The organism is Ammoniphilus soli (genome assembly GCF_040813775.1).
On the sequence record NZ_JBEGDL010000003.1, the window covers coordinates 352,530 to 376,963 of the forward strand.

The 24,434-nt window shown below is 44.0% G+C and carries 38 protein-coding genes; 14 read left to right on the plus strand and 24 right to left on the minus strand.

The genetic code is table 11. From position 1 onward, the window contains the following. Window positions 1–148 precede the first annotated feature (148 nt). Entirely contained in the window at window positions 149–931 is a 783-nt protein-coding gene (locus ABLT31_RS09430) for an MFS transporter (protein ID WP_367751014.1), read from the plus strand. Window positions 932–971: 40 nt separating this feature from the next. Here the strand turns inward: ABLT31_RS09430 and ABLT31_RS09435 are convergent, their stop codons facing one another. Next, window positions 972–1,256 (minus strand): hypothetical protein, encoded by a 285-nt coding sequence (locus tag ABLT31_RS09435; RefSeq protein ID WP_367751016.1) that lies wholly within the window; start codon window positions 1,254–1,256, stop codon window positions 972–974. Window positions 1,257–1,445: 189 nt separating this feature from the next. Here ABLT31_RS09435 and ABLT31_RS09440 point away from each other — a divergent pair, with 189 nt between their 5' ends. Further along, entirely contained in the window at window positions 1,446–2,147 is a 702-nt protein-coding gene (locus ABLT31_RS09440) for a ribonuclease H family protein (protein WP_367751018.1), read from the plus strand. 32 nt (window positions 2,148–2,179) lie between these two features. On the opposite strand, the gene ABLT31_RS09445 is transcribed toward ABLT31_RS09440, so the two are convergent. Then, complete coding sequence (locus ABLT31_RS09445; protein ID WP_367751020.1) at window positions 2,180–2,278, minus strand: sporulation protein YjcZ; 99 nt, start codon at window positions 2,276–2,278, stop codon at window positions 2,180–2,182. Between the two features lie 110 nt (window positions 2,279–2,388). Next, window positions 2,389–2,652, minus strand: coding sequence for a hypothetical protein (locus ABLT31_RS09450; protein WP_367751022.1), 264 nt, complete (start codon window positions 2,650–2,652; stop codon window positions 2,389–2,391). A 170-nt stretch (window positions 2,653–2,822) separates the two neighbouring features. On the opposite strand from ABLT31_RS09450, the gene ABLT31_RS09455 reads away from it, so the two are divergent. The 4 genes from ABLT31_RS09455 (at window position 2,823) to ABLT31_RS09470 (ending at window position 4,960) form a co-directional block, all read left to right on the plus strand. Next, window positions 2,823–3,053, plus strand: coding sequence for a hypothetical protein (locus ABLT31_RS09455; RefSeq protein WP_367751024.1), 231 nt, complete (start codon window positions 2,823–2,825; stop codon window positions 3,051–3,053). A gap of 169 nt (window positions 3,054–3,222) precedes the next feature. After that, window positions 3,223–3,468: a hypothetical protein gene (locus ABLT31_RS09460; RefSeq protein WP_367751026.1), complete on the plus strand. Its 246-nt coding sequence runs from the start codon at window positions 3,223–3,225 to the stop codon at window positions 3,466–3,468. Between the two features lie 113 nt (window positions 3,469–3,581). Continuing rightward, window positions 3,582–3,956 (plus strand): hypothetical protein, encoded by a 375-nt coding sequence (locus tag ABLT31_RS09465; RefSeq protein WP_367751028.1) that lies wholly within the window; start codon window positions 3,582–3,584, stop codon window positions 3,954–3,956. Between the two features lie 83 nt (window positions 3,957–4,039). Next, window positions 4,040–4,960 (plus strand): RluA family pseudouridine synthase, encoded by a 921-nt coding sequence (locus tag ABLT31_RS09470; protein WP_367751030.1) that lies wholly within the window; start codon window positions 4,040–4,042, stop codon window positions 4,958–4,960. A gap of 142 nt (window positions 4,961–5,102) precedes the next feature. Here ABLT31_RS09470 and ABLT31_RS09475 read toward each other — a convergent pair whose 3' ends face one another. The 4 genes from ABLT31_RS09475 to ABLT31_RS09490 form a co-directional block, all read right to left on the minus strand. Then, window positions 5,103–5,378: a hypothetical protein gene (locus tag ABLT31_RS09475; RefSeq protein ID WP_367751032.1), complete on the minus strand. Its 276-nt coding sequence runs from the start codon at window positions 5,376–5,378 to the stop codon at window positions 5,103–5,105. A gap of 61 nt (window positions 5,379–5,439) precedes the next feature. Next, on the minus strand, window positions 5,440–5,766 hold the full coding sequence (locus ABLT31_RS09480; RefSeq protein WP_367751034.1) for a rhodanese-like domain-containing protein: 327 nt from the start codon (window positions 5,764–5,766) through the stop codon (window positions 5,440–5,442). Window positions 5,767–5,848: 82 nt separating this feature from the next. Beyond that, window positions 5,849–5,986, minus strand: coding sequence for a hypothetical protein (locus ABLT31_RS09485; protein WP_367751036.1), 138 nt, complete (start codon window positions 5,984–5,986; stop codon window positions 5,849–5,851). 96 nt (window positions 5,987–6,082) lie between these two features. Beyond that, entirely contained in the window at window positions 6,083–6,376 is a 294-nt protein-coding gene (locus ABLT31_RS09490) for a HesB/YadR/YfhF family protein (protein ID WP_367751038.1), read from the minus strand. A 112-nt stretch (window positions 6,377–6,488) separates the two neighbouring features. Between ABLT31_RS09490 and ABLT31_RS09495 the strand changes: the two genes are divergently transcribed. Beyond that, window positions 6,489–6,824, plus strand: coding sequence for a hypothetical protein (locus tag ABLT31_RS09495; protein ID WP_367751040.1), 336 nt, complete (start codon window positions 6,489–6,491; stop codon window positions 6,822–6,824). A 17-nt stretch (window positions 6,825–6,841) separates the two neighbouring features. On the opposite strand, the gene ABLT31_RS09500 is transcribed toward ABLT31_RS09495, so the two are convergent. Beyond that, on the minus strand, window positions 6,842–7,222 hold the full coding sequence (locus ABLT31_RS09500) for a DUF192 domain-containing protein (protein WP_367751041.1): 381 nt from the start codon (window positions 7,220–7,222) through the stop codon (window positions 6,842–6,844). Window positions 7,223–7,300: 78 nt separating this feature from the next. Between ABLT31_RS09500 and ABLT31_RS09505 the strand changes: the two genes are divergently transcribed. Continuing rightward, window positions 7,301–8,167: a M48 family metallopeptidase gene (locus tag ABLT31_RS09505; RefSeq protein ID WP_367751043.1), complete on the plus strand. Its 867-nt coding sequence runs from the start codon at window positions 7,301–7,303 to the stop codon at window positions 8,165–8,167. 40 nt (window positions 8,168–8,207) lie between these two features. Here ABLT31_RS09505 and ABLT31_RS09510 read toward each other — a convergent pair whose 3' ends face one another. From ABLT31_RS09510 to ABLT31_RS09525, 4 genes are all read right to left on the minus strand, one after another. Further along, window positions 8,208–8,432, minus strand: a complete 225-nt coding sequence (locus ABLT31_RS09510) for a hypothetical protein (protein ID WP_367751045.1) — start codon at window positions 8,430–8,432, stop codon at window positions 8,208–8,210. A gap of 61 nt (window positions 8,433–8,493) precedes the next feature. Continuing rightward, complete coding sequence (locus ABLT31_RS09515) at window positions 8,494–10,386, minus strand: ABC transporter ATP-binding protein (RefSeq protein WP_367751047.1); 1,893 nt, start codon at window positions 10,384–10,386, stop codon at window positions 8,494–8,496. A gap of 126 nt (window positions 10,387–10,512) precedes the next feature. Beyond that, the gene (locus ABLT31_RS09520) at window positions 10,513–11,049 is read right to left on the minus strand and encodes an ACT domain-containing protein (protein WP_367751049.1); all 537 of its coding nucleotides are present in this window, start codon (window positions 11,047–11,049) and stop codon (window positions 10,513–10,515) included. A 249-nt stretch (window positions 11,050–11,298) separates the two neighbouring features. Then, window positions 11,299–11,865 carry a 5' nucleotidase, NT5C type gene (locus ABLT31_RS09525; protein WP_367751051.1) on the minus strand — a complete coding sequence of 189 codons (567 nt, stop codon included), beginning with the start codon at window positions 11,863–11,865 and terminating at the stop codon, window positions 11,299–11,301. Between the two features lie 80 nt (window positions 11,866–11,945). On the opposite strand from ABLT31_RS09525, the gene ABLT31_RS09530 reads away from it, so the two are divergent. After that, entirely contained in the window at window positions 11,946–12,188 is a 243-nt protein-coding gene (locus tag ABLT31_RS09530) for a hypothetical protein (RefSeq protein ID WP_367751053.1), read from the plus strand. Window positions 12,189–12,331: 143 nt separating this feature from the next. Here ABLT31_RS09530 and ABLT31_RS09535 read toward each other — a convergent pair whose 3' ends face one another. The 3 genes from ABLT31_RS09535 to ABLT31_RS09545 form a co-directional block, all read right to left on the minus strand. After that, a complete protein-coding gene (locus tag ABLT31_RS09535; protein WP_367751055.1) occupies window positions 12,332–12,676 on the minus strand; it encodes a thioredoxin family protein in 345 nt (114 codons plus the stop codon). Window positions 12,677–12,700: 24 nt separating this feature from the next. After that, window positions 12,701–12,901, minus strand: a complete 201-nt coding sequence (locus ABLT31_RS09540) for a hypothetical protein (protein ID WP_367751058.1) — start codon at window positions 12,899–12,901, stop codon at window positions 12,701–12,703. 76 nt (window positions 12,902–12,977) lie between these two features. Continuing rightward, window positions 12,978–13,622: an HAD family hydrolase gene (locus ABLT31_RS09545; RefSeq protein WP_367751060.1), complete on the minus strand. Its 645-nt coding sequence runs from the start codon at window positions 13,620–13,622 to the stop codon at window positions 12,978–12,980. Between the two features lie 43 nt (window positions 13,623–13,665). Here ABLT31_RS09545 and ABLT31_RS09550 point away from each other — a divergent pair, with 43 nt between their 5' ends. Then, window positions 13,666–14,043, plus strand: a complete 378-nt coding sequence (locus ABLT31_RS09550; protein ID WP_367751062.1) for a hypothetical protein — start codon at window positions 13,666–13,668, stop codon at window positions 14,041–14,043. 102 nt (window positions 14,044–14,145) lie between these two features. Here ABLT31_RS09550 and ABLT31_RS09555 read toward each other — a convergent pair whose 3' ends face one another. The 3 genes from ABLT31_RS09555 to ABLT31_RS09565 all read right to left on the minus strand — a co-directional run bounded on the left by ABLT31_RS09555 (window position 14,146) and on the right by ABLT31_RS09565 (window position 15,830). Further along, window positions 14,146–14,346, minus strand: coding sequence for a SelT/SelW/SelH family protein (locus tag ABLT31_RS09555; protein ID WP_367751064.1), 201 nt, complete (start codon window positions 14,344–14,346; stop codon window positions 14,146–14,148). A gap of 133 nt (window positions 14,347–14,479) precedes the next feature. Further along, the gene (locus ABLT31_RS09560) at window positions 14,480–14,896 is read right to left on the minus strand and encodes a hypothetical protein (RefSeq protein ID WP_367751066.1); all 417 of its coding nucleotides are present in this window, start codon (window positions 14,894–14,896) and stop codon (window positions 14,480–14,482) included. Window positions 14,897–14,933: 37 nt separating this feature from the next. Continuing rightward, window positions 14,934–15,830: a LysR family transcriptional regulator gene (locus ABLT31_RS09565; protein ID WP_367751068.1), complete on the minus strand. Its 897-nt coding sequence runs from the start codon at window positions 15,828–15,830 to the stop codon at window positions 14,934–14,936. A 121-nt stretch (window positions 15,831–15,951) separates the two neighbouring features. On the opposite strand from ABLT31_RS09565, the gene leuC reads away from it, so the two are divergent. Further along, window positions 15,952–17,358: a 3-isopropylmalate dehydratase large subunit gene (gene leuC / locus ABLT31_RS09570; protein ID WP_367751070.1), complete on the plus strand. Its 1,407-nt coding sequence runs from the start codon at window positions 15,952–15,954 to the stop codon at window positions 17,356–17,358. Window positions 17,359–17,373: 15 nt separating this feature from the next. Then, a complete protein-coding gene (gene leuD, locus ABLT31_RS09575; RefSeq protein WP_367751072.1) occupies window positions 17,374–17,985 on the plus strand; it encodes a 3-isopropylmalate dehydratase small subunit in 612 nt (203 codons plus the stop codon). A 40-nt stretch (window positions 17,986–18,025) separates the two neighbouring features. Here the strand turns inward: leuD and ABLT31_RS09580 are convergent, their stop codons facing one another. Beyond that, entirely contained in the window at window positions 18,026–18,256 is a 231-nt protein-coding gene (locus tag ABLT31_RS09580; protein ID WP_367751075.1) for a hypothetical protein, read from the minus strand. Window positions 18,257–18,354: 98 nt separating this feature from the next. On the opposite strand from ABLT31_RS09580, the gene ABLT31_RS09585 reads away from it, so the two are divergent. Next, entirely contained in the window at window positions 18,355–18,876 is a 522-nt protein-coding gene (locus tag ABLT31_RS09585) for a GNAT family N-acetyltransferase (RefSeq protein ID WP_367751077.1), read from the plus strand. 117 nt (window positions 18,877–18,993) lie between these two features. Here the strand turns inward: ABLT31_RS09585 and ABLT31_RS09590 are convergent, their stop codons facing one another. The 4 genes from ABLT31_RS09590 to ABLT31_RS09605 all read right to left on the minus strand — a co-directional run bounded on the left by ABLT31_RS09590 (window position 18,994) and on the right by ABLT31_RS09605 (window position 23,191). Further along, window positions 18,994–20,007, minus strand: coding sequence for an FUSC family protein (locus ABLT31_RS09590; RefSeq protein ID WP_367751079.1), 1,014 nt, complete (start codon window positions 20,005–20,007; stop codon window positions 18,994–18,996). Between the two features lie 6 nt (window positions 20,008–20,013). Further along, window positions 20,014–21,255 (minus strand): M16 family metallopeptidase, encoded by a 1,242-nt coding sequence (locus ABLT31_RS09595; protein WP_367751081.1) that lies wholly within the window; start codon window positions 21,253–21,255, stop codon window positions 20,014–20,016. A gap of 115 nt (window positions 21,256–21,370) precedes the next feature. Further along, complete coding sequence (locus ABLT31_RS09600) at window positions 21,371–22,174, minus strand: N-acetylglucosaminidase (protein ID WP_367751083.1); 804 nt, start codon at window positions 22,172–22,174, stop codon at window positions 21,371–21,373. 66 nt (window positions 22,175–22,240) lie between these two features. Continuing rightward, the gene (locus tag ABLT31_RS09605) at window positions 22,241–23,191 is read right to left on the minus strand and encodes a hypothetical protein (RefSeq protein ID WP_367751086.1); all 951 of its coding nucleotides are present in this window, start codon (window positions 23,189–23,191) and stop codon (window positions 22,241–22,243) included. Window positions 23,192–23,363: 172 nt separating this feature from the next. On the opposite strand from ABLT31_RS09605, the gene ABLT31_RS09610 reads away from it, so the two are divergent. Next, entirely contained in the window at window positions 23,364–23,552 is a 189-nt protein-coding gene (locus ABLT31_RS09610; RefSeq protein WP_367751088.1) for a hypothetical protein, read from the plus strand. Between the two features lie 18 nt (window positions 23,553–23,570). Here ABLT31_RS09610 and ABLT31_RS09615 read toward each other — a convergent pair whose 3' ends face one another. Then, window positions 23,571–24,380, minus strand: coding sequence for a YitT family protein (locus tag ABLT31_RS09615; protein ID WP_367751090.1), 810 nt, complete (start codon window positions 24,378–24,380; stop codon window positions 23,571–23,573). Window positions 24,381–24,434 lie beyond the last annotated feature (54 nt).

Consider the following 24,434-nt stretch of genomic DNA (forward strand, 5'->3'; position numbering starts at 1 on the left):
AGGATGATTCAAGCGAGTCTTGAATCATCCTTTTTTTATTTCGTCTGAGTGATATTTCACACAACGAAGTGTCCATTGACTTGCTAAAATGGCATTACATCGATGAACAGATTGTTAAAGGAGGAAACACCATGCGTTCTATCGCGGAATGGAGCCCCGAGGTCCCCTTGGAATGGGCTTTATCGGCGCTATGACTGGAGGCTCTCAGGCGCTTCCTGACGGTTCGGAAATTTACATTCAGAATGCTGCTTTCATTTGGGTTGTACCGATCGTCATAGCTATTTTGCTTGCAGCCTTCGGCATGGACAACCTCCCGGACACAAAGCAGAGCTTTAGAGAACAAATTGTCGTATTGAAACACAAGCACACTTGGATCATGACCTGGCTTTATGTGATGTGCTTCGGATCGTTTATTGGCTTCGCAGCAGCTTTCCCGTTATTGATTCGTTCTGAGTTCCCTGAAATCAATGCCGTACAATATGCATTTCTCGGTCCATTCGTCGGTGCTTTTCTGCGCCCTATCGGAGGGTGGATAGCAGATAAAGTGGATAGCGGAGCGAAGGTAACCTATTGGGTGACCCTAAGCATGATTGCTGCCACAAGCGGAGTGATGTATTTTTTAAATCAAAACAACTTCAACGGCTTTTTAATCATGTTCCTGATCCTCTTTGCAGGTACAGGTCTTGCGAACGGGTCAACCTTTAGAATGGTCCCTTTTATCTTCGATGGCAAACAATCGGGGCCCGTATTAGGCTTTGTTGCAGCGCTTGGAGCTTATGGAGCCTTTTTTATCCCCAAGATTTTTGGCTGGTCTATCGATACAACCGGCTCAGCAAATCTAGCCTTATATCTCTTTATCGGATATTACTTGATCAGCTTACTGGTATGCTGGTACTGGTATTCGAGAAAAAACGCAGCCATTAAATGTTAGTCAAGGAAACCCAAGCTGTCTCTGCATCGAGACAGCTTTACTATTTTCTGGCCTGATTTTCTACATACTCGATAAACCCATCTCGTGCACCCTTTTGCTCAATTACTTTCTTCACATAGTACCAATCCGAGAGTAACCCATCCGCTTTTTGCAACTCTATGTATTTTCTGATTTGTTCATCGCGAAGCAGAGCTTGATACCATTCCTGCTTATGCAGCTCGTCCCATGCCTCCTGCAGCGTTGGATCTTTAATGCGAAAGATATATTTCTTTATGAGATGGGCTGTGCCTGCCCCCAATGCGAGCAAACCTAATAATCCTATCATGATTTTCTCCCCTTAGCCGCCACAAAAGCTGAGTAATCTAGCATCCTCATTGTAATTTTCCCTTATTCCCTATCATCTAGTATAATTGATTTTAATCATACGACCAAAAATTTCTAGCTCTTCAATACTTAGGGCCTGAAAAATAGGGACAAAATAAAATAAATCATGGAATAAAATGTTGAGGTAATCATGAGCAAATTATATTATGCGGTAAAGGTCGGCAGAGAGCCCGGCATTTTCCGAAAGCAAAAACAAGCCATGGATCAAATCCGGGATTTTTCTAGAGGGGAATGGACCCGATTTCCTACCTTGGAGCAAGCGGAGAAATATCTGCGGGAATCTGTTTGCAATATTGATTATGACTGGCTTATCCGAGAACGAAATAAAAAATGGTACCGGGATAAGGTTTCTTATGAAGAGCTTTCCCTATTTGACGAGCTAGCCTTAACCCAATCCTACTCGAATGAAAAGGACACCCTTATCGCCTATACCGATGGTTCCGCATATAGAGATTTTGCTGCTTATGGCGTTGTTATCATTAAGGATAATCAGGTCGTTCATCAAATGTCAGGGATCAAGCGGCTGCATCACCAAAAATCCATGTCATTGATGGCAGAAATTATGGCTGTACAAGCATCGATTCAGTATGGGATCGAAGAGCAAATGAAAAAAATTGCAATATTTCATGATCTTTCTACGCTGGGCCTTGCCGCTTACGGGCAAGTTCATATCCACACCCTGGCCTATCGCGAATATCGGCGATTTATCAACGATGCGCTTCGCCATATCGAAATCTATTTTGTCAAAGTCAAAGGACATCGCGAAAACCCTTATAATAACTTGGCAGATCAGCTTGCAAAGGACCTGATCAATAAGAAGAAGAAAAAATAAGGAGGGTTCCATGAATGGAACCCTTGTGTTGATTAATACAAAACCCCTGGACGGGAGATAATCACCAACAGAATATAAAGCACCAAGATAAACGCGATTCCGCTTCCTAATCCTCCGACAACTGCACTCATGACTGAATTCCTCCTTTGTTATTAGTCTAAGATATCCTATGACACTAAAACCCGTACTGTATGTGCGACTACCCAGATCGTCAAACTTCAAACGTTTGCCTAGAGTCGGCTTAGTCCATTTTCTTTTTAATATTGTTAATTTGTTTTTGGCTGATCCCCGACTTCATCAACATGGAAATCATCCCTAGAGCAGAGCCTGCCCCACCTGATGCCACCTTTTTAAATTCTTTTGCTAAGCGGCTGAGCTCATCATCACTAAATTTCTTCCCTGCCTCCTTGCCGGCAGCCTTCAATATTTTCTTTAGGGTCTTCTCATCTGTTAGCTTGTCGGGTGGTACACTTTGAACCAATTTAATGATGGAATTGATATCCATACACATTCTCACTCCTTTTCATGTTTTGACTTAATATCTTATGTAGCTTGGTTTAGATAGGTAATAGAGAAAAGACACAAATTCCATAGAATGGAGACTTGCGGCTAAGAGATTCATGTTTTGCCTATTTTTAGGTCATGCTAAGGTTAAAAAGTTAGGAGATATTGGACATGAACAGTAACCAAGTACGCGAATTCCTCTCCAGTAAGAATTGGCTGGATCACGATCATGACTCAAGATTCACTCATGACCATCATCCTTATGTCATCATTGTCTCAGGTGGAGAGGGACAAATCACATTGAGGGAATCTACAGATGGCGGACAGAATGGCGAAGAATTCTTTACCTTTCAATCTGTGGACCAGCTGCAGGGATGGTTTGAAAATAATATCGGAGAATAAGAAAAGCTTCATTGGAGCATTTTAGCGGAGCCAGACCACTTTTAGAGGAAAGGTTACAAATTAGACAAAAAAGTTTGACCATTTGTTGAACTTTTACCTCTTCTGGTTTCCTTTTCCTGCTAGCAAAGATAACATGGAATTAGTAATTTAAGGGAAAGGGGCTCCGTTCATGTCAGATCCTACAATTCTCGTAGCTGGTTTGTTTACAGCTATTTTCCTCGCTTACAAATTTGGGCGTAAGGATAAATATTTCCTTCTGCATACGATTCTCTTCGGAACAGCTATGCTCATCATGCTATGGCAATCTCTAGCCACAGAGACTCTTAACCCTCTAGTCGAAAATATCATGTTTGTCTGGATCGCCGCCTTCTTGCCATTGCTTGTTTGGTTTAAGAAAGCCAGAAATATAGCCTAATCGACCTTCATCGATTCAGGCTTTTTTGGTTTCCTTAAAGAAAAGGGTTGAATTATTCGTTTGGTATACAATATACTAAATATAAAGTGAAATTACTTTCAAGGAGGCACATCATGCTATCACCGAAAGAACAGCAAAAAAAAGAACGCCAGTTTTTTATCGATGGAATCAATCTTTATGGGACTGAAGATGAAAAAGAAGCCTTAGAAGCTTATTTAATTCAAGAAGATGTCGTGAAGCGTATGGAAGAGTACTATGAGACCCTCCGCAGAGGACATGCTCGGGTTAGCGAGTTTTTAGTCACAGGCGGTAAGCGTTTTAAAGACGTGAGTCTAGCAGAAATGAAAGCAAAATATGATGAGCTGCTAGACGAACATCGCGCCAAGCAAGAGCGTCTTAAGAAAAAATTTGAAGCCTTGCTTTTCTGCGCCGAAACCCAGAGGGAAGCCGATATTCAGCTTCTTCAGCACGCTTATAAAAGCTTATAATAGGATCAATCTTCCTGTTCCTTTGCACTTCTCCCCTCTAAGCGTATATGATATGTACGATGACTAGTGTTGGAGGAATGCAGGTGAAACAGTTTAAAAGCGCTAAAAAAGGGGAATGGTTTGAGATCGTCGTTCCTCCCCAGTGGAATAGCTGGACCATAGAAAAGTTGCTGAAGGAAAATTGGCAAGTGCCTAAAGGGCTTCTCCACCAATGGCGGATGGACAAGAGCGTCAAGGTAAATGGGGAAACTTTACATTGGAACAGTGTCTTAGAGGAGAATTACCGACTACAAATTCACCTATTTAAAGAAGAAGAATACGGAGTAAGGCCAGAGCCTCTTCCTATAGAGCCTATCTTCGAGGATGAACATCTTCTCATTGTCAATAAACCGGCAAACATGGATACACACCCTAACCAAGCTGGTCAAGGCGGGACAATAGCCAATGCGGTTGCTTTCCATTGGCAGTCCCAAGGGCTCTCTGCCAAAGTGCGGCATATTCACCGGCTGGACCGGGATACAACAGGCGGCGTCGTGTTTGCTAAACACGCGCTGAGCGGAGCTATCCTCGATCGGATGCTCACTTCCAGAGCCATCAAACGAACGTATGCAGCTTTTGCCCATGGGTTGTTAAAGCAAAAGAAAGGGACAGTCAACGCGCCTATCGGACGAGATCGCCATCACTCTACCCGGCGAAGAGTATCGGATCGGGGTGATGAAGCGATTACTCATTACCAGTTATTAAAGCTCTATGGGCATCACCGCATCTCCCAGCTAGAGCTGCAACTGGAAACAGGACGCACCCATCAAATTCGCGTACACATGAGTCATATTGGTCATCCATTACTTGGAGACACCCTTTATGGCGGACAAAGCAATCTTTTTCCCAGACAAGCCCTTCACGCTGCACGAATTCAACTGCCGCATCCCCTTACGAGTGAAGCTTTAGATCTAACGATCCCTTGGCCCATAGACTTGCAGCGCCTACAGGAAAGCCTAAACTAACAGAAAACCTCCCTATACGTGAGCGGTAGGGAGGTTTAATTTATTTTTATTTTGCACCATTAATAATAAATAAAAGCTCGTTGCCCATAATCATATTGAATACAAAATAAAAGAAGGAAGGCATCGCCCTCCTTCTTTTCGTTCAAGGTGTATAGTCATCGAGAAGCATCAACAGCTCTTCGTAATCATGACGCTCCAAACGCTGCAAAGGACCTAACTCTTGCGTTCGGACCATGTCATGCATCTGGCCGGAAAGTTGCTGAAGAACCGCCTTCGCCCCTAGCTGATCTGATTCTGCTTCCGAAGCCGCTATGGTCTGGAGGGTTTTGATCAGGCTGCGGCTGCCCTCCACGTCACCCTCAAGGATTTGTTCCCAAAGAGTTTGATACAGCTCTCCAAAATCCTGGGGCTCCAACATATGGCATATCCTCCCTTGGTTTCAAAGATGTCCATAGTATAAGCCCAAACAGGATGAAATATTATCTTCCGGTTTTGACCTGGCCTGTCCAATTCATCATTCCGCCAACCATATTATACATTTTACGGTAGCCTAGAGAGGAAAGATACTCGCAAACTCTCCCGCTGCGGTTTCCGCTGCGACAAATAAAAACCGTTTCCTTTTCCGGATCAATTTCATTTTTCCTCATGTCAAATTCGCTCAGCGGAATCAAAGTTACCCCTTCGATATGACCTTCTTCGTACTCTTCCACCTCGCGGACATCAATAAATTGCATATCTTTCCTTTCTTCTAATAGCTTTTCCACTTCTGAAGGAGTGATATCCTTCCAACCTTTATCCTGTGGCACTAAAATAACCCCTTTCTTTAGTTCGTCGAATATCAAGAGCTATATGTATTTCGGAAATACATTATATAGCGAGCAATACTGCCTATAAACGCATAAGATAGTAATACATAAACAAACCAATGGAGATAATCCCTAGGATAACAAAGGAGAGAAATATCCAGATCACCCATTTGGTCTCTTTGCTGTCTTTAGGATGTTGGTCATTATCATTGGGATTCATCACAGGTCCTCCTGCCTAAAATGCATAAAACTTCCTCACCACTCATTTTCTCATATCGCCTTCGTTCTAGCAATGACAGGATCCCTGATGTCCCCTTTATTCCTCGGTCTTATACGTGAAAGTTAATTCATCCTCCGAACTGCAATCAACGTTCAAATCATTTTCCCCAAAATACCACAAATCGCTTTCCTCTATATAAAACGTAATTCCTGCTTGTTCATGCTTTTTCCCTAAATGATTCGGCATATCCCTGGATACCCCTAGTGAAAATCCAGATTGAACCGTGCTGCAGCCTCCATAGCGGGCAAAAAAACGAATATAATCCCCAGGCTTAACGTCCATTTCTTCCCTGAACCAGGTCATGGCCTTATCCGTTATTGTTATCTTCACAAACGTTCACCTCCCACTCTACTAGCATAACTCCAATTTGCAAGTCTATCCCAATTGGAATTCTTGAAGAAAAAAGTTATGATAGGATGGAAATGGAAAAGGAGGAAAACACATGGAATGGACAAACCCTAGCGGGCTCCCCCCCATGCTACTGGGAGAATGGGCAAATCAACCGCTTAAAGTGACCTATACGCAGTGGGAAGACGATGATCTGGAAGCAGATGAGGCTACAACCGAATGGGAAGCGATCCTGGTTGATTGTACTGTCACGGAAAACCGATTGCAGGGAATGGATGGTGGCTTCACGTTTCAAACTCCCGACGGAGAAGAATCTTTTGAAGTTATGATGGACTTTCCCTCAGATGGAGAGGACGTCATAGCCGTCAGAGAGGGAAACTTGCTTAAAATTTTGGGAAATGAGGCCACGTTATTTCTTCATAAGAAGTAGGCGGAGACTTGACTCCCCTACTTCTGATCAACTATTCTCCAGAACCATTGCTCTCCTACAATAATATGATGATTCTTAATCGTTCCCGCGTTAAATTCAGCCACATGCCTGACACCCTCGATCACAGCACCTTGCCGATTCGGCAGCAATTTTTCTTCCAATCCTATGACAAGCCCTCGTTCACTCAAATAAACGACATCAATAGGGAACTTCATTTGAAAAGTATGAATGACATTCCCTCCCATAAGGAACATGCCACTTCCAGCTGTTGTGCGACCTAATAAACCTTTCATCAGCTCTTCTTTCGTCCAGGCCAGCTCCATTTTACGAAAAAAGCGCCTGTGGCGATAAACTTGAATGAATTTCACCACACCATCCCCTGCCCTTAACGGTTCCATTGTCCTTACATCTTATTCGAAAAAAACTTCTTTGTTCATCCGAGTCCACATAAAATAGGGGGAGGAGGTGCCTTCACCATGTTGAAACTGCCGTTCCGCTATGCCCTTTCGGCTGTCTATGCCAAACTCATCATTGAGGACGTCATATTGGCTGCACAGGGAATGGCTTCTGCCGGTTGGTTTAACTTACTCATTTTTGCAGACCCTATCTTCCAATGTCTAAGACAACAGCGAAGCCAGCAACTTTGGCAGATGCAGTCTCAAGAACTAGTTCGACATGTTCAGAAAGAGCTCGGCCCAGATGAGGAAGCCGCACGGATAGTCAAAGAGGTCTGCGTCGACTTTAAACTTGGGGAAATCAGGGTCATCATGTGGAATCGCATGAATGCTGGATACGTATTCAAAAGAATTTACCTGCCCTTGCAATGGCGTGAGTTCCTCGACGAAGAAGAGCTAAAAGCCATCGTTGGTCATGAGCTAGGGCATCAAAAAATGGGAACAGACAGTATGGTTCCTATGCGATTAGTCAACCGGTTGGGGGATGAGCTGCTCTTTGCCATGTTACCAGTACACGCAACCGGATATTTTCTTCTTCTTATGTCTGTCCTTTCAGAAAACATCTCCTACCTGAAGCTGCTTTCCCTTACTTTTCTGTACCGGCTCGTCCATTTGGTTGTAGAAAATCACTTCATGCGCAAGGATGAATTCCAAGCAGACCGATATGGAGCGAAAGCCGTCAGTGAAGAAAAAATGAAGAGTGCCTTATCCAAAATTGACCTCCGGGCTAGAACGGAAATTTTGGATAACTTGCCTTACCTCCCCCACATAAAACAATTTTATTATCAGTGGTTGCTGAAAAAAGAGAAAGGGATGCTGCGCGAAGCCCTAATAGACCACCCCTATCTTCATAAGCGTCTACATGCCCTGAACCCTAAAGAAGCATGAAAACGAGCTGCCGTTGCCAGCAGCTCGTTTGCTTTTGCAATTATTCGGTGGAACAATCTTGGGGTTCCGGGATATGAACAGCGACTATATCCTGAACAGATGCAGTAATAAGTGGACTTGTTTCATTTGGCGAGTGATCGAGAAACGTAATTTCATCTTGGTCCATGTCATATAGGGTTCCAATAAATTGCAGTTCATTCTTCAATTCAATGGCACCAAACACTTGCTGCTCCAGCATAAATTGTAGCTTACGTTGTATGTCCATCCACCATGCCTCCTTTACCTACTCATTACCCTTTCCTTTCGATTTAGTCTTATGCATCTCTTTAGGACCCTTCCGCTAATTCAGATAGTTCGGCCCATCTCTCTAAGGCCTCGTCCAATTCCTTAGCGACCTTCTCCTGTTCTTCGGATAGGGCAGCAAGCTGCTGATAATCCCCGCCCGCCTCATTGATCAATGTTAATAACTCCTGGCTTCGCTCCTCTAGCAGGGCTATTCTATTCTCAATTTGTTCAAATTCCTTTTGCTCTTTAAAGGACATTTTCCTTGCCTTCGGGGTATTCGGCTGGGACACCTCTTGCTTGACTTCCTTCTTTTCTTGCTTTTGGAGCGCTTCCTCTGACTTTTTCATTTCCAGATACTCCGAATAGTTGCCGTAATACGGATGGAGCTTGCCTCCTTCTCCGAAGTAAAAGAGACGGTCGACGGTACGGTCAAGGAAAAAACGGTCATGCGACACGATGATCACTGCGCCTGGGAATTGGTCCAAGTAATCTTCCAAAATGGTCAGGGTCTGAATATCGAGATCGTTCGTCGGTTCGTCCAGCAGAAGAACATTGGGCTGTTCCATAAGAATGCGGAGCAGATACAAACGTCTCTTTTCTCCTCCAGACAGTCTAGAAATGGTGGTCCATTGGATATTAGGCGGAAAAAGAAATCTCTCCAGCATCTGTGATGCTGTAAGAACAGACCCATCAGCCCCGTATATGACTTCTGCTCCTTCCTTAATATAATCAATGACCTTCATGGAGGGATCCAAATCCATGCTTTCTTGATCGTAATAGGATATCCGCACCGTCTCGCCGCGTTCTATATGACCCGAATCCGGCTGAAGTCTTCCCGAAATCATATTCAATAAAGTGGATTTCCCTGTTCCATTCTTCCCTATAATCCCGACCCGATCGTCAGGCAGCACAATATAGCTAAAATCATCAATCAATTGTCGGCCATCGACCGCTTTCGTCACCTGATCAAGTTCAATCACCTTTTTGCCTAAGCGGCTTGAGCTAAGGGCTCCAAGGTCAATTCTATCATTATGCTCTTCATACCCTGCATGCTTGAGCTCCTGAATGCGATCAATGCGTGCCTTCTGCTTTGTTGTTCTGGCTTTCGCTCCCCGACGGAGCCAGGCCAACTCTCTTCTGAGTATATTTTGGCGCTTCGCTTCAGAGGCTGCCAATTGTTCAATGCGAGCCGCCTTCTGGTCTAAAAACCGGCTGTAGTTTCCTTCATAGCGGTATAGCCTTCCTTGATCGAGCTCGACAATCTGATTGACCACACGGTCCAGGAAGTAGCGATCGTGCGTAATTAACAGCAGCGCGCCTCGAAACTTGGCCAGATAATCCTCCAGCCACTCAACGGTTTCATGGTCAATATGGTTGGTCGGCTCATCAAGGATAAGCAAATCCGTGGGATGAATCAGTGCTCTAGCCATAGCTACTCGTTTCTTTTGCCCTCCGGAAAGCTCTAGCAAACGGTGGGAAAAAGCCCTGATGCCAAGACGCGTCAAAATCGATTTGGCATGGGTCTCGAGTTCCCAAGCATCCAAGCCATCCATTTGGGGAATGAGATCATGAAGACGTTTTTGCAGGCGCTCATCACCGGGGGATTGATTCAGCTCCTCCAGCACTTGTTCGTATTGATGGACAAGTTTCATCACAGGAGTATCCCCTGCAAAAACATAATCCAGCACCGTCATGTCCTGTTCGAAGTTAGGATCCTGAGGCAAATACTGAACCTTTACTTGATTCCCCATGGCTACTCTTCCTTGATCTGGGGCAACCAAGCCAGCGACAATTTTTAGGAAAGTGGATTTTCCTGTTCCATTGACACCAATGAGACCAATTTTCTGTCCAGCGTCGATCCCAAAGGTCACATCCTCTAGGAGTGGCTTAACCCCATAAGTTTTAGATACGGATTCCATTGATAATATATTCATACAGACACCTGTTCTACTTTGATTTTTAGATCTTAAATCTATCATAACATAAACCATGAAAAATAGGCGTACACGCTGGCTTTTCGAAAACCGAGTGCACGCCTCTTGCAAAAAAGTTTATCTTCTTCAATTTAACGGCTGCAAGGATAATACCTGCCGCACCTGCGGCAGCTTCTCCAATTTAGTCAAGAGCGTAACCGGAATTTCCTCATCGGTTAAAGAAACCAGCAAGGCTGACTTGCCTTTCTGCTCTCGTGAAACATTCATGCTAAAAATGTTGATTTGATTTTCAGCGAGCACCCTCGATACGTCATAGATGACACCTGGGTAATCCTGATGGTAGACCAAGATCCCATGGGAATGAGGAGTAATGCGGCAGGTGTACTCATTGATTTCACTAATGAAGACGCCTTGGTGATCCCTAGAAAACGTATACTCATTCCGAGCGAGTCTCAGAATAGCCAGTTGGTTCATATATTCCCCAGAGCTGGTTTCGATGCGTATCTTATGGCTCAGGTCATCTCCTAGCAAACCTTCTACGATATGTCGAGCAATCTCCTCCCGATGTTCATGGAAGAGGATCATGAGATTTGCACCTTTTACTTCCTTCTCAAAACTACGAATCAGTTTAGCCAATGCACGCAATCCTGAATAATCGGTCATGGCACAACCTCTGCTTTCCTCTGATCAAATTGGGGTTTACCATACCATTTTATGTAAAAACCGAACATTTATCAACCAGAAAAGGCAAATGCCTATGGGCACAATCCCCTACTTGAATTTCATCGTACGTTAATTCTTTTTGCATAGCCAGGCTAGCCCTCCCCTGTCATTCCATGGTAATACTATATTTTGACATTATAAAATATACCATAAATTTCCGGATAGAGGGCTAAATTAGTAGGGTACCCATTAAAAACCTTTTTTAATCAAGTCGCTTTGAATCTGATACCAATCCCTAACGCGGCTGACACCAGCAGGCAGGATGGCTTGATTATAAGGCGTATCCAAAAGGTAGACGGGAACTTGCAGGGTTTCCCAGATTTGCAGGGCGTTTTCTAATCGATCTTCCACCATCAGCTTGACTTCATATTCTCGCATCGCCGCTAGCTTATCATGGGAACCCGTACATACAATCTCACGAGTGGGAAAACCATGATTTTCCAGCCAGGTCCTGGTCAGCTCCAGGAACTCCTTGTGGCGCGCTGTGATGTAAACGATATGAAACTTTTCATCGATCCATTGCATTTGTTGTTTGGCACATGGACGAGGAACGGAGTCCCGGTATATGGGAACGCTATGCTGATCAAAAAGATCAGAGAACTCCTGATACTCCATCCCAAAGATCTCATGCAGATCATATTGAATAATCTGTTCAGGTTTCACTTGTTTGTTCAACAGACGGTTCAAATAAGGAAGAAACGAATCAAACTCAGTTAATGTTCCGTCTATATCAATACCTAAGGTTAGTTTAGTCATGTCTCGCACCTCTTTTGGAAAATCTGCGGCATACTCCCAAATGAAAAGGAAAGGATAAAAGGAAAAAAGGAGCTGGAAATATGCAGGATCAATGCCCTTCATGCCGCATGCAGATCAATTTAGGGGTTATGGACATTGTCGATGAAAAACGGATCCAATGCCCCCATTGCTTTCACTATTATAAAATATACTTAAGCCCTAAGACTAAACAAATAATGGAAATTTGCAATCAAGAAACTTTGGATTACATGTTAGCATACCCCCATCAAGATCAGAATCCGATGAATAAGCTGCCATCTGGGGTGCTCAATACATTTGAGTAGCCAGAAAACTTGGCAGACGCCGAGCTTTAGTATAGCGTCAACAAGTTTTCCTCGTGCTGTCCAAATAATAATACGCAGTAATAAATTCTGACAGCAAAGCAAAAAAGTCCCGCAAGCCAGAAGGCTTGTGGGACCTTTCACGTCTACTGTTCTAGGGCCTGGCTAACTTGCAGTACACGGTCTAAAAAGCGCTCAATCTCCTGCCTTGTTTTACCCTGACGACTGACAAAGCGAATCAGTTCCTTCCCGCCTTGAAAAGCAATAAAACTAGGGATGCCAAAAACATCCAGCTGCTGTCCTAACTCCTCAAACTTATCCCGATCGATAGATATAAACGCGATCTTACCCTCATATGCCTCTTCTACCTCTGGCATAAAAGGATCAATTCGATGGCAATCTGGACACCAAGTGGTATAAAACTTGGCAACGGTAACCTTATTTTTGCTTATTTGATCATTCCATTGTTCTAAACTTGTGATCTCAACCATATTTCCCCTCCATTTCTTCACTTGTTATTTGTTTTCTTCGTCCAAGTCCGGCACATACGTACGGAGAATTTTTGTTTCTTCTTCGACCTGATTGAATTTGCTTGGCGAAACAGCAACCCAACGGGGCGGCAGGCGCTTTACCGCTTCCTTTTGCTTGTCTTGAGGCGGCAGCTCAGTTTCAGTAAGAAGTCTCTCCAATTCTTTTTCCACATTCTCTTTTTCCATACCGCTTTTCCTTTCTGTCCTTAGAAATAAACATTCTGCTGCTATTATCGGCTTCTGCGAGGATGCTTATGTACATCTAGGACCACAGTTCTAACTGCTGCAAGGAATGAATGGAGTCCAAAGGGCTGATTCCCTTTTTTCTAAGCTCCTCTACATCAGCTTGATAAGCAATAAAAGGGATCCCCGCCTGTTGAGCCGCCATCCCATCAATCCATGAATCCCCCACCATGACCCATTGTTCTTGCGGAATCGATAGGCTTCGCTGTAGGATATGAAGAACACCTGATGGGGAAGGCTTTAGCTCCTCCATTTGCTCCCTCCCGGCAATATAATCAAAGAGGTGATGGACAGATAGGTCTTTTAGGGCTTTCTCTGCCGCGGAATAAGCATTATTCGTCAGCACCGATACCCACTTGTTTTTTCTTCGCAAGCTGTGCAGCAGGTCGACTGCGCGGGGTTCGAGCTTGGCCCCTTGCATGCCTTCCGACTCTACTTCCCCTACCAGCTGCCAAACCTTGTCTTCAATGACGGAAAAACGTTCATGCCTCCGGCCTTGTTCAATGATCTGGGAGGCGGTTTTATTTGACCACTCATAATCAGCAGTCAGAATGTTTTCCATTGCCAGAAATTCAAAAACGGTCTGTTTCATTTTGTAAAAATCAATGCGTGATTGCAGCAAGGTGTTGTCCATATCGAAAATAAAAGCTTGAAATGGTTTCATACTCGTTCCTTTTGGTTAAAATTTCTCCTAGGAGGGTTGGTAAATGAATGAGAAGATTATGGAGTTAATGACACCTGAAATCAAGACCAAGGTTGACCAAGAAATCAAGCAGATGAAGTGCACCAAGAACTTCCGGTCTGCTACTGCCGAAGAATGGTATGTCTTCCTTCCCACATATCAAGATCCCCAAACCAAAGGTGCCGCAGGAAAAACGATTATCCACTATAATTTATATGGCAATAAGGAAATCTTTATCCACACCACGGTTATATTTGACGATCCCGAACTTCACCAGCCTGCTTCCTATCCCATGGTTTATGCCCTGGCAGACGAACTGGTCAACCGGCTAGTCGGTTATGCGGACACGCTGCTTTCTGTGCATGCTGGAGCAAACTCATTTCAAGCGGAGTATGTAAATTAAAGCCCTTTATAGATAAGGCAGATAAGGGAAAAAACTTCCCTTATCTTAGGCAATAATGATAAAAAGATAAAAGCGGAAGAAAATTCCCTTATTTTCCTCTTCTTATCCCATCTCTTTTATTAAAGCCACGACCTCATTCTTTTCCGGAAAACGTCCTGTTTCCTTTTTGGAATAGATGAGCTTATCGTTCACTGTCACCTCAAAAATTCCGCCGCCCTTGGGCAACAGCTTAATCTCGTCAATATCATAGCGGAAATTGGTATCGTCCATTAATTCATCCACCAAACTGATGGCTTTAGGCAAGAAGTTTCACATATTGCAGTATTCAATTTGAACGTTCAATTTCATTTCACATCACTCCTTATATGTCCAAGCTCTCTATCATTATTATCATTATATACGACAACAAAAACTTGTGAAATCTCCCGATGTGTTATTAAAACGGCTTGTTCACCATAAGGTACCCTATCCCCGCTAAGCTTGCCACAATAAAGATCGCCACACAAACGTTCTGGGTTCGAAGTTCCTTAATTTCCTTTTCAGCGTAAAGCTTCCCGCTTTCGGCTACCCTCCGGACCCCCCGCATGAGGATTTTCTTCATGGCGTAAAAAATCAAGGTGTAAATCAACATCGAAATGAGCATCCAAGGTTGAAGAAGATACTCGAACGTCGTTACAAAGAAAAAGCCCAGACCTGTACTCCAAAGAACCACATCCGCAGAGATATCAATCTTCCGGTAGGTGTGGATAAAGCGTTTGGCCTGTTCTACATCCTTTATCCGCGGGATCATAAAGAGAACGACTAGTTTTAGTGCCACAGCTAGCATATGAATCGTTAGGATTATATGAAACATCTGATTCTCCTTCTCCCATTTTATTTTTAGAATACCTTTAATAGGAACCTTGTTCAACAATTTTTCGCATAATTGAGATAAAAGATTCTGCTGCTTTGGAGAGATACCTGCCCTTTTTATATCCGATGACAAGCGTACGTGTGGGATGCAAATCGCCAATCGGCAGATAAACCGGGACGTGCGTTGAGCGCCTTGTCCGTGTTACCATCTTAGGAATGAAGCCTATCCCCATTCCTGAAGCCACTAAGGATTGAACAGTCTCAATATTAGTGCTTTCAAAAACAACCTTCGGCTCGAATCCGGCTTGATGGCAAAGACGCTGGGAAATTTCCCGAAATCCTTGACCTCTCTTCAATACAATAAAGGACTCATCTTTGCATTCGCTAAGCTCGACTTCTTTTCTCGTAGAAAAGGGATGATTTGGCGGCACTGCTAGATAGATAGGTTCTTCTAATAAAGGAACAATTTCCAATCCTTTCTCAGTAATCGGAAGAGAAAGCAAGCTGATATCCGTTTGTCCTTTGGCGGTAAGCTGTTCTAATTGGGTTGTCGTTTCCTCAAGCATGACAAGCTCAATCCCCGGGAATTCCTGTTGGAACAAGGGTAAGGCGGCAGGCAGTAAATGAGCGCCTGTAATCGGTAATGTCCCAATGATAATCTGTCCTTTAGAGCTGTCCACAACATCCATCATCTCTTGCTTTAGCTGTTCCACCTGATCTAGTATTTTCGAAGCTTGATCAATAAACCTTTTTCCTGCATAAGTTAACTGGATATCTCCTGGTCTCCGTTCAAATAGCTGAACCCTTAGCTCCTTTTCCAGTTTTATCATCTGCTGGCTCAGAGATGGCTGAGCCAGATGAAGCTTCTCCGCTGCTCTTGAGAAATTACGTTCCTCTGCAATCATCAGTGCATACTCCAATTGACGAAGTTCCATAATTCACCCCTTTCGCATTATAGGAAAAACCTATAGTATTAATAGATATTATATCTTAGACCACCGCCCAAGAAAATGTTAAAAATAAATTAACAAAAAAGTAACGAAAGGGGAAAAAACGATGAAACCAAGAACGATGTTTGAAAAAATTTGGGATAATCATGTGATTCATCAAGAAGAAGGAAAGCCTAGCCTTCTTTATATAGATCTTCATTTAGTACACGAGGTAACTTCTCCTCAAGCCTTCGAGGGACTTCGCCTAACCAACCGAAAAGTCCGCCGTCCAGACTTAACCTTTGCAACTATGGATCATAACGTACCAACCAAGGATCGTTTCAATATTACGGATCCGATTGCTAAGCAACAAATCGACACATTGATCCAAAACTGTAAAGATTTCGGAGTACCTCTAGCTGACTTGAATAGCCCAGATCAAGGGGTTGTTCATATCATCGGACCTGAATTGGGATTAACTCACCCTGGGAAAACCATCGTATGCGGAGACAGCCACACTTCCACGCATGGCGCCTTCGGAGCCCTTGCTTTCGGGATTGGGACAAGTGAAGTAGAACACGTTCTCGCTACTCAATGCTTGCAGCAATCCAAACCGAAGACCATGGAAGTTAAAGTGGTTGGAGAAATGCCTGTTGGCACCACAGCTAAGGACCTTATCTTAGCGATTATCGCCAAATATGGCACTGACTTTGCAACAGGATATGTAATTGAATACACAGGTGAAGCTGTTCGCGGCTTAACGATGGAAGAACGCATGACCGTTTGTAACATGTCTATCGAAGCTGGAGCTAGAGCTGGATTGATTGCGCCTGACGAAACTACTTTCCAATACCTTGAAGGTCGCCGTTACGCTCCAAAAGGTGAATTATGGGCTCAAGCGGTTGAAGCTTGGAAGCAGCTTAGAACAGATGAAGGAGCTGCGTTTGACCGTACGGTAGAAATTGCTGCAGCTGAAATTGCTCCTCAAGTAACTTGGGGAACTAGCCCAGGAATGGGAACCGATATTACCAAGACTGTTCCTAATCCAGTTGATTTCGAGTCTTCCAATGAACAAAAAGCGGCTTCTGCTGCCCTTGATTATATGGGCTTAACGCCTGGAACGCCTATTTCTGAAATTAAAATTGACCGTGTGTTTATCGGATCCTGTACAAACGGACGAATTGAAGATTTGCGCGCAGCTGCTCAAGTAGCGAAAGGATACAAGGTTGCTTCTCATGTTAACGCCATGATCGTGCCTGGTTCCCAAGCTGTGAAAAAGCAAGCGGAAGAAGAAGGATTGGATAAGATTTTTGTGGAAGCTGGTTTTGAATGGCGTGAAGCTGGCTGCAGCATGTGCTTGGCCATGAACCCGGACGTGTTATCTCCAGGCGAGCGTTGCGCTTCTACTTCCAACCGGAACTTCGAAGGTCGCCAAGGCCGCGGAGGAAGAACTCACCTTGTGAGCCCAGCCATGGCTGCTGCAGCGGCAATTGAAGGACATTTCACAGACGTACGTCAATGGAAATTTAACTAGGAGGGTGAATCATCTATGGAACCATTTAAAAAATTAACGAGTGTTGTTTCCCCGTTAGATCGGGTTAATGTTGATACAGATGCTATTATTCCGAAGCAATTCCTTAAGCGAATCGAACGTTCAGGTTTTGGGCAGTTCCTATTCTACGAATGGCGCTTTGACGAACAGGATCAGCCTAACCCTCAATTCGAATTAAATAAGCCGCGTTATGCAGGAAGCAATATCTTGATTTCCCGAGTGAATTTTGGCTGCGGATCCTCTCGCGAGCATGCTCCGTGGGCGCTTTTAGACTATGGCTTTAAGGTAGTTATCGCTCCGTCCTTTGCTGACATTTTCTATAACAACTGTTTCAAGAATGGGATCCTTCCTGTCAAGCTTTCTGAAGAGCAAGTGGAAGAACTTTTCCAAAAGACGTTTGCTAAAGAAGGCTATAGCTTAACGGTAAACCTAGAAACCCAAACCATTACCGATGGAGAAGGCTTTGACGTTTCCTTTGAAGTGGATCCTTATAGAAGAGAATGCTTGTTGAACGGTTTGGACGATATCGGCATTTCTCTTGAGCATGAAGATAAAATCAAGCAGTATGAATCTTCCTACCCTTCCTACTATCTTGTGAAGGAAGCCTAATAAAAAAATAAGCCCGCAGCATGCATGTAGCATGCCGGGCTTATTTTCGTTTCCCCGCTTTAGCTTTATTGTCTTGTACCGGTTTCCCCTTCGTCAAGATACATGGAACTCCATACCCAATTTCACCGGGTTTCGACATTTTCTCAATATAGGCGAGACCTCTTGGACATTGTTGGGTACAATGGATACAAGTATCTACGGTAACCGTCTTCATATAGTGCTGCATGTTATCTGCTGCTGATATGACGTTCTTCTTCTTTTTGGGTGCCATCCTTTTCCCCGCCTCCCCTCATCATCTACTGCACGATATGATGCGGGGAAACAAGGGGTGTTAGGCATGTACCCGATTATTTCGAAAGGAGCCGCAAAATGTTAAGACCCATCCAACCAAAGGATTCTGCTATACTTTATGACTTGTTCGAACCGGAAAAAGGAGGCTCCTTTCTCGATCTGCCCCTTGGTTCCATCCAAACCTTTGATCGCTGGATAAACGGAGTACTCGCCTCTGAATTGCTCGGTTTTTGCCTAGCGAGAACGATATTGGGGAGCGATCGATTGCCAGCGGGTATGATTATCTTGTCATCGATAGACTGCGAAAACCAAACAGCCGAGATGGGCACTTGGCTAGGAAAAGCCTATCGGGGAAAAGGGTTAAATGAAACGGCGAAAAGCGAAATACTTAACCTTGGTTTCCGCCAACTTGAGCTGCAAAAGATTATCTTGTGGATTTCGGACAAAAATCTTCCAGCCACATATGCTCTAAAGAAGTTACCGTATGTGACGCTACCCGAACAAGAAGATTACCAAAAAGAAAAAAAGCATCGCCATTTTTTATTTGGCCAAACGTTCACCGTGTATGAAATTCATCGGAATCACTTTTTGTCCTACTAGAAAACTTGGCAGACGCCAAGCTGTACTCTTGCGTCAACAAGTTTTCCTCGTTCTGTCCAAATGATGTAACGAAGTTATAAATTCTGACAGTATGCAAAATGGTAGCTTAGAAATAAGCTACCATCTCCATCGCCAGACAAACCAGCGGTTTTCTGCTTCAATTAAGGATAGATTCCCTTCTTTTCCTACGTAACGATTATATCTTCGCAAGCGGCTTTCCATTCGCTGCAAAGCAGCCAGGATTTCCACAAAGCTGCGCTCTGCCCGCGGATCATTCATCCTCCCGTATACCTCTTTCCACCACGCCAGATCAATGGCAAACTCTTTTGGAAGATTGGTATGGGCCATGACGGCTAAGACGTATTCATATAACCCTTTAATTTGCTGGTGGCTTTTGCACTTCTCTTCTTCCTTGTACCATATGAGCCGGCTGTAATGCTCCGTAATCAATAAAAAATCGCTTAGGATGTCGTTCTTGCTTGACTCGATATGCAACCCTTTATAGTAGCCTTTCGGATGCACTTCACTTTTAGATTGTTCTCTCATCCACTGCTCGAACTGATGCGTGCGTTTAATAAGATCCTTCAGCGCATTCATCTCTTTCAAATGAAATACCCCATCAGCCTGCCATTTACTGTAATAGGTAATTAATTCTTTGAGAGCTTGTTCATAAAGCCGCCTCAGATGAGTCACGTACTTTGGCGGAAGCAAAACAATATTAATGACCCCTGAAATGGCCACACCGACAAAGGTGATCATAAACCGGTTCCAAGCGTAAAAGAGGAAATCTACCGTTGGTGCTTCCATAATGAAAATAACGGTCACGATACTTAAGGGAATGCTGTCTTTCCACTTAAACAAATTCGTCAGGGTAATGACGATAATGATGGCCAGGGCTACCGTGTAGAGGTGTACACCAAAAAACACGGCGATAACCACCCCAATTAAAGCACCCGCTACGTTAGCCTGCACCTGTTCCACCGCATAGCGGATGGAGCGCTTGTTCGTGGGCTGTATGGAAAGCGCAGCCGCTACAGCGGCGAACACGGCAGGCTCCAGCCCTAATAAATTTGCAATAAACAAAGACGCCATAACAGATATGGCCGTCTTAATCGTCCGTCTCCCAAACATGGCCCTCTACCTCCTAGAGGACTTTTTACGCGGCAGTAGAGAAGCTAGAATGTACTGATCTACATCGAGAATTCTTTGTGCCACGCGTTGCACATCCGCAGCCGTTACTTCTTGGATTTTCTGCAGCTCCTCTTCAGGATCGATCGTCAGCCCTCTTACAGCCATGGCTCCCATATAGGCATTATAAGCTCCTGCACCTTCCAGTTCCATGATCCTTGAACCTTCCAGTCCATTCCGGGCCACGATCAATTCTTCTTCGGTAACCGGTTCTTTAATCATGCGGCTCCATTCCTCAAGTATAATCTCTTCTACTTGCGCCATTTTACGATGGTCCAGCCCTACGCTGACAAGGAAGCATCCTTCGCCTAGCCAAGCCTCATGCGTGGTGTCTACCGCGTAGGCCAGCCCATTATCCTCGCGTATTCTCTGATATAGCCTCGATATTTCATTGCCCCCCAGGATAGCATTCATGACTTGGATCGCAATTCGATCTGGATCCTCCAAACCGGGAGCAGGTACTCCTAACAGCATTTGCCCTTGATCCACATCACGGTGATAACGTACAGCCTGCTTCTTTCTCTGCAGCGGCTTCCTTTCTTGACGAGTAGTATTTGTCGGTTTGATTCCTCCAAGCTTCGCTTCTAATAGCGGCAATATCTCGCTGGGGGCGACCCGACCGGAAATAGATACCGTAAACGTCGAATCAAAGTACCACTCTTCGTAAAAGGAACGAATATCATCCCGATTAATGTTTTGCACACTCTGTTTCGTTCCTAGAATGGGGTCCCCGAAGGGGTGCCCGGCATAAAGGGTTTCCATGAAACGGTCCATGAGAAACTCTCCGGGAATATCATTGTACATGTCAATTTCCTCTACAATGATCGATCTTTCCTTTTCCATATCCTCTTGAGGGAACTGAGGGTCCAAATAAAGGTCCAACAAAATATCCAGGGCCTTCTCCATCTGTCTGTACGGAACATCCAGGGTATAGGTGGTGGTGTCACGCTCAGTGAAGGCATTTAAATAACCGCCAATTTTTAACGTATCTATTGAAATTTGCTTATAGCCCCTTTTTCTCGTTCCCCGGAACATCATGTGCTCGACAAAATGAGCTAAGCCGCCTTTCCCTGCAGGATCACATTGGGAGCCGACTCCCACCAAAAGATCAATACATACTTTAAAACTGGTTGGTATGGGCTTAATTAATACCCGGATCCCATTCGATAAAAAGTAAGTCTGAAAACTCATTGATTTCTCCTCTCTATTTCCGCCTCACCATTCAAAACAATGAAGCTTTTTCTATCTTAAAAGAAAGTCACGGATACTTCAATGAGAGAAAACCGGAAAGCCTTTGCTTTCCGGTTTATTTTTTGGCCACCAGCTTGTCCTCGGCCGTCGGCGTCTTTTTTGCCAAACTATACATTACGCTGGCGATTCCCTTCTGCCAATTGGGGTCCGAAGCATAGCGGACATTCATCCCCTTCAGATGAGGACCATGATAATATCTGCCATTCTCATGGAGATAATTCTCACTTATGTATTGAGCGACCGTATCAATTCCATCCTCTTTACTGTCAAATTTTTTGGCGCTTCGATAGGGACTTTTGTCATACGCTGAAAATCCAAAAAGATTGTTTTTTTCTTTGGATATTCTCGATTTTCCCCAGCCGCTTTCCCACGCGGCATGGGCAATCAGATAATAGGCATTCACCTGATATCGTTCCTCCGTTTCGACAAATGCCTTACCTAAACCTTCTAGGCCTGTCCCTTTCAAAAGGGCGTCGGCTTGCGAATGATTTAAACCAGAAGGTTTACGTAAATCAAGTCGTGTGACATCGGAAGTCTTTACTAGATGAATAAACTCACGATTGATTTTTCCCAAGCGCTTGACCGGTCGCACGGGCATTGACGCGGTCACATTCTCTTTAGCCTGAGTGACGGCGTTTGGTTTTGGCGACGATGCTTTCTCAAAGGCTTGTACATCTATTTCCTTTTCCATTTCCCGTTTAGGGGGTGGATACAAGTTTTTTTCTTGTATTTCTTCCGTTTCACTGAAAATATCGGCTTGTCCGATTAAATCAAGACCTTTAGCCATCACGGGATTATAGATTGATATGAACAGGGTTAGGGTAATGGTAAGAATGGAGGTTAAGCTCGTCTGATACACTATAGTTCTCCCCTCTGTGAAAAAATAGCAAATCTAATATTCTATATTCACAGAAGGGAAGAATTATCACTTTAAGTTTGGACTAGCTAGCTCTTGATTCACTTTGCGCGTACAGGGAAAGAAGGATAATAAGCTTGCGATTTCTCTGCTTCCCAAAATGTTGGGGTTTAAATCATTGCGGGTAAGAAAATGCAGTTTTTTTTCACTTATTTCCGTTAAGGCTGTTTTACCTTCTTTTCTTGGCATAAAAGTTACTAGAAGATGATTTTCCCCCCCTTCCCCTTGAAACACTCTTGCTAGCTTGGGGATCACTCGCTGCGGGGCGGCAATGCGTATATAGCTCTGAAAATGACAGTCATTCAGCTTGCGCAATGTACCTTTGGAAAGGCCGATATCTTCTGGAGCACTTGGGAATTTGTCCGGTAAAAACCGTCCTATCCATTGCCCCAAATAATATAATAATAATCCTAGCCAACCCACTGCTTCTACCCGCCCTCTGCCCTTGCGAATGCCTTGCTCCATTTTGGAGTGGAGCAGATTCGACTTATGAAGGTTCCATTTTACAGCTGGAATCGGAATGAAGCAGAAGCTGACGATAGCCGCTTCTCCCTCATTCAAAGGCAGCTTCTCCGGCAATAAGGAAGGGGTGTCCAAGGGCAATGCAAATAAATTATCAAAAGCAAGTTTGAGTTCGCAAACCGACAATCCATTAGGAATGGATAGGATTTCGGGATCAATAAGCTGAATGTCCACATCGAGTTTGTTCACTCTTTTTCGGTCCTTGCGAAACCACTTCGCCAGATTGGGCGTAATTTCAGCGGGAGCAGAAAAATAGACCTCCCAGGGCTCATTCGGGCGATAGATGACATCAACCCAAACCATGTTCTTTCTATTTTCTCGAAGAGTTTCCTGGTGCAGGAAATGATGATGCATTCTTCGCCAAAATCGCTGCTGGTCCTCAAGCGCAAGAGGAGACTTTACTTCCATTTTGTGCATTTTCAATGAGTGACTCAACATCCTCTCCACCTCCTTACCAATGGTTATGCTGAAAATGGGTAAATAATGTAATAGATTACCGGTTTGCATCTATGGTATAATGACAATTAAGTTCATATTGCTTGATGCAAGGCAGGCAACACCATTCATTCTGATCGAACTATACAAATACGATTAGAAAGGTTGATGTCAGATGGAAACGCTGAAGCTATCAGAAATCGTTTTATCTGTAAGGCCTGAACTGTATCGGTTGCTGACCGATGTTGAACGAGATTTGCCGATCGTTCTCAAGCATGGATTAGAATCATTGCAAGCGGAGGATATCCTCCAGATTATTGAAGCTAGCATCTTTTATAACAAAGAAAACGACGTCCTCCACTAGACGTCGTTTTTTGCTATCTTAATCCCTGCGAAATGTACCCATAACTTCCACGGTCTGCGTTATATTGACAAAGGCATATGGATCACTTTTCTTGATAATGGATTTTACTTCGGACAGCTCATATCGAGAAATCACCACAAATAAGATTTTTCTCCTTTGCTTCGTATAAGCGCCTTCACCATCTAAAACCGTAATGCCCCTATGCAGTTCTGAAAGCAAAGCTCCCTGCACACTATCTCCTTGATCCGTAATGATCATGATCGTGAGCTTGATGTGCCGCGTGTGGATACTATCAATAACCCTGCCTGTCGCATAAATGGACAGCAACGTATAGAGAGCCTCTTCCCACGTAAACACAAACCCTGAAATGATAATCACCACAGCATTCAGGGAAAAAACGATCACTCCGAGGGGAACATCTCTCTTTAGGGTCAGCAGCAATCCGATAATGTCAAAGCCCCCTGTCGAACCACGAAACCGAAAGATTAATCCTACAGCAATCCCAGCAATGACTCCCCCAAAAATAGAAGCCAACAAAGGATCGTCTACGAATGCCTTTTGTGGAATGTATTGCATCGCAAGAGACGTAACAGCGACGGAAAACGCACTGTTCATGACAAACTTTTTTCCCAACTTTAAAAAACCTACAATAAAAATAGGCACATTGAGAGCAAAAATGGTCAACCCCGTATTTAAAGGAGTGACTAGGCCTATCATCATTGCGATACCCGATATGCCGCCACTCAGGATTTTATTGGGGAGCAAGAACATGTTAAAGGCAACCCCAACCAAAATGGAAGCAAGGAAAACGATAATTACCCTATACATTGAATCACCCTAAAGATATCGTTCCTAGGTATGATTCCCATAAGTCCTATTGGC

What these genes read in the sequence shown, in the direction of transcription:
- ABLT31_RS09430 (WP_367751014.1), top strand. Translation starts at nt 149, where the DNA reads ATGGAGCCCCGAGGTCCCCTTGGAATGGGCTTTATCGGCGCTATGACT.
- ABLT31_RS09435 (WP_367751016.1), bottom strand. Translation starts at nt 1,256, where the DNA reads ATGATAGGATTATTAGGTTTGCTCGCATTGGGGGCAGGCACAGCCCAT.
- ABLT31_RS09440 (WP_367751018.1), top strand. Translation starts at nt 1,446, where the DNA reads ATGAGCAAATTATATTATGCGGTAAAGGTCGGCAGAGAGCCCGGCATT.
- ABLT31_RS09445 (WP_367751020.1), bottom strand. Translation starts at nt 2,278, where the DNA reads ATGAGTGCAGTTGTCGGAGGATTAGGAAGCGGAATCGCGTTTATCTTG.
- ABLT31_RS09450 (WP_367751022.1), bottom strand. Translation starts at nt 2,652, where the DNA reads ATGGATATCAATTCCATCATTAAATTGGTTCAAAGTGTACCACCCGAC.
- ABLT31_RS09455 (WP_367751024.1), top strand. Translation starts at nt 2,823, where the DNA reads ATGAACAGTAACCAAGTACGCGAATTCCTCTCCAGTAAGAATTGGCTG.
- ABLT31_RS09460 (WP_367751026.1), top strand. Translation starts at nt 3,223, where the DNA reads ATGTCAGATCCTACAATTCTCGTAGCTGGTTTGTTTACAGCTATTTTC.
- ABLT31_RS09465 (WP_367751028.1), top strand. Translation starts at nt 3,582, where the DNA reads ATGCTATCACCGAAAGAACAGCAAAAAAAAGAACGCCAGTTTTTTATC.
- ABLT31_RS09475 (WP_367751032.1), bottom strand. Translation starts at nt 5,378, where the DNA reads ATGTTGGAGCCCCAGGATTTTGGAGAGCTGTATCAAACTCTTTGGGAA.
- ABLT31_RS09485 (WP_367751036.1), bottom strand. Translation starts at nt 5,986, where the DNA reads ATGAATCCCAATGATAATGACCAACATCCTAAAGACAGCAAAGAGACC.
- ABLT31_RS09495 (WP_367751040.1), top strand. Translation starts at nt 6,489, where the DNA reads ATGGAATGGACAAACCCTAGCGGGCTCCCCCCCATGCTACTGGGAGAA.
- ABLT31_RS09500 (WP_367751041.1), bottom strand. Translation starts at nt 7,222, where the DNA reads ATGGAACCGTTAAGGGCAGGGGATGGTGTGGTGAAATTCATTCAAGTT.
- ABLT31_RS09505 (WP_367751043.1), top strand. Translation starts at nt 7,301, where the DNA reads ATGTTGAAACTGCCGTTCCGCTATGCCCTTTCGGCTGTCTATGCCAAA.
- ABLT31_RS09510 (WP_367751045.1), bottom strand. Translation starts at nt 8,432, where the DNA reads ATGGACATACAACGTAAGCTACAATTTATGCTGGAGCAGCAAGTGTTT.
- ABLT31_RS09515 (WP_367751047.1), bottom strand. Translation starts at nt 10,386, where the DNA reads ATGAATATATTATCAATGGAATCCGTATCTAAAACTTATGGGGTTAAG.
- ABLT31_RS09520 (WP_367751049.1), bottom strand. Translation starts at nt 11,049, where the DNA reads ATGACCGATTATTCAGGATTGCGTGCATTGGCTAAACTGATTCGTAGT.
- ABLT31_RS09525 (WP_367751051.1), bottom strand. Translation starts at nt 11,865, where the DNA reads ATGACTAAACTAACCTTAGGTATTGATATAGACGGAACATTAACTGAG.
- ABLT31_RS09530 (WP_367751053.1), top strand. Translation starts at nt 11,946, where the DNA reads ATGCAGGATCAATGCCCTTCATGCCGCATGCAGATCAATTTAGGGGTT.
- ABLT31_RS09535 (WP_367751055.1), bottom strand. Translation starts at nt 12,676, where the DNA reads ATGGTTGAGATCACAAGTTTAGAACAATGGAATGATCAAATAAGCAAA.
- ABLT31_RS09540 (WP_367751058.1), bottom strand. Translation starts at nt 12,901, where the DNA reads ATGGAAAAAGAGAATGTGGAAAAAGAATTGGAGAGACTTCTTACTGAA.
- ABLT31_RS09545 (WP_367751060.1), bottom strand. Translation starts at nt 13,622, where the DNA reads ATGAAACCATTTCAAGCTTTTATTTTCGATATGGACAACACCTTGCTG.
- ABLT31_RS09550 (WP_367751062.1), top strand. Translation starts at nt 13,666, where the DNA reads ATGAATGAGAAGATTATGGAGTTAATGACACCTGAAATCAAGACCAAG.
- ABLT31_RS09560 (WP_367751066.1), bottom strand. Translation starts at nt 14,896, where the DNA reads ATGTTTCATATAATCCTAACGATTCATATGCTAGCTGTGGCACTAAAA.
- ABLT31_RS09565 (WP_367751068.1), bottom strand. Translation starts at nt 15,830, where the DNA reads ATGGAACTTCGTCAATTGGAGTATGCACTGATGATTGCAGAGGAACGT.
- leuC (WP_367751070.1), top strand. Translation starts at nt 15,952, where the DNA reads ATGAAACCAAGAACGATGTTTGAAAAAATTTGGGATAATCATGTGATT.
- leuD (WP_367751072.1), top strand. Translation starts at nt 17,374, where the DNA reads ATGGAACCATTTAAAAAATTAACGAGTGTTGTTTCCCCGTTAGATCGG.
- ABLT31_RS09580 (WP_367751075.1), bottom strand. Translation starts at nt 18,256, where the DNA reads ATGGCACCCAAAAAGAAGAAGAACGTCATATCAGCAGCAGATAACATG.
- ABLT31_RS09585 (WP_367751077.1), top strand. Translation starts at nt 18,355, where the DNA reads ATGTTAAGACCCATCCAACCAAAGGATTCTGCTATACTTTATGACTTG.
- ABLT31_RS09590 (WP_367751079.1), bottom strand. Translation starts at nt 20,007, where the DNA reads ATGTTTGGGAGACGGACGATTAAGACGGCCATATCTGTTATGGCGTCT.
- ABLT31_RS09595 (WP_367751081.1), bottom strand. Translation starts at nt 21,255, where the DNA reads ATGAGTTTTCAGACTTACTTTTTATCGAATGGGATCCGGGTATTAATT.
- ABLT31_RS09605 (WP_367751086.1), bottom strand. Translation starts at nt 23,191, where the DNA reads ATGTTGAGTCACTCATTGAAAATGCACAAAATGGAAGTAAAGTCTCCT.
- ABLT31_RS09610 (WP_367751088.1), top strand. Translation starts at nt 23,364, where the DNA reads ATGGAAACGCTGAAGCTATCAGAAATCGTTTTATCTGTAAGGCCTGAA.
- ABLT31_RS09615 (WP_367751090.1), bottom strand. Translation starts at nt 24,380, where the DNA reads ATGTATAGGGTAATTATCGTTTTCCTTGCTTCCATTTTGGTTGGGGTT.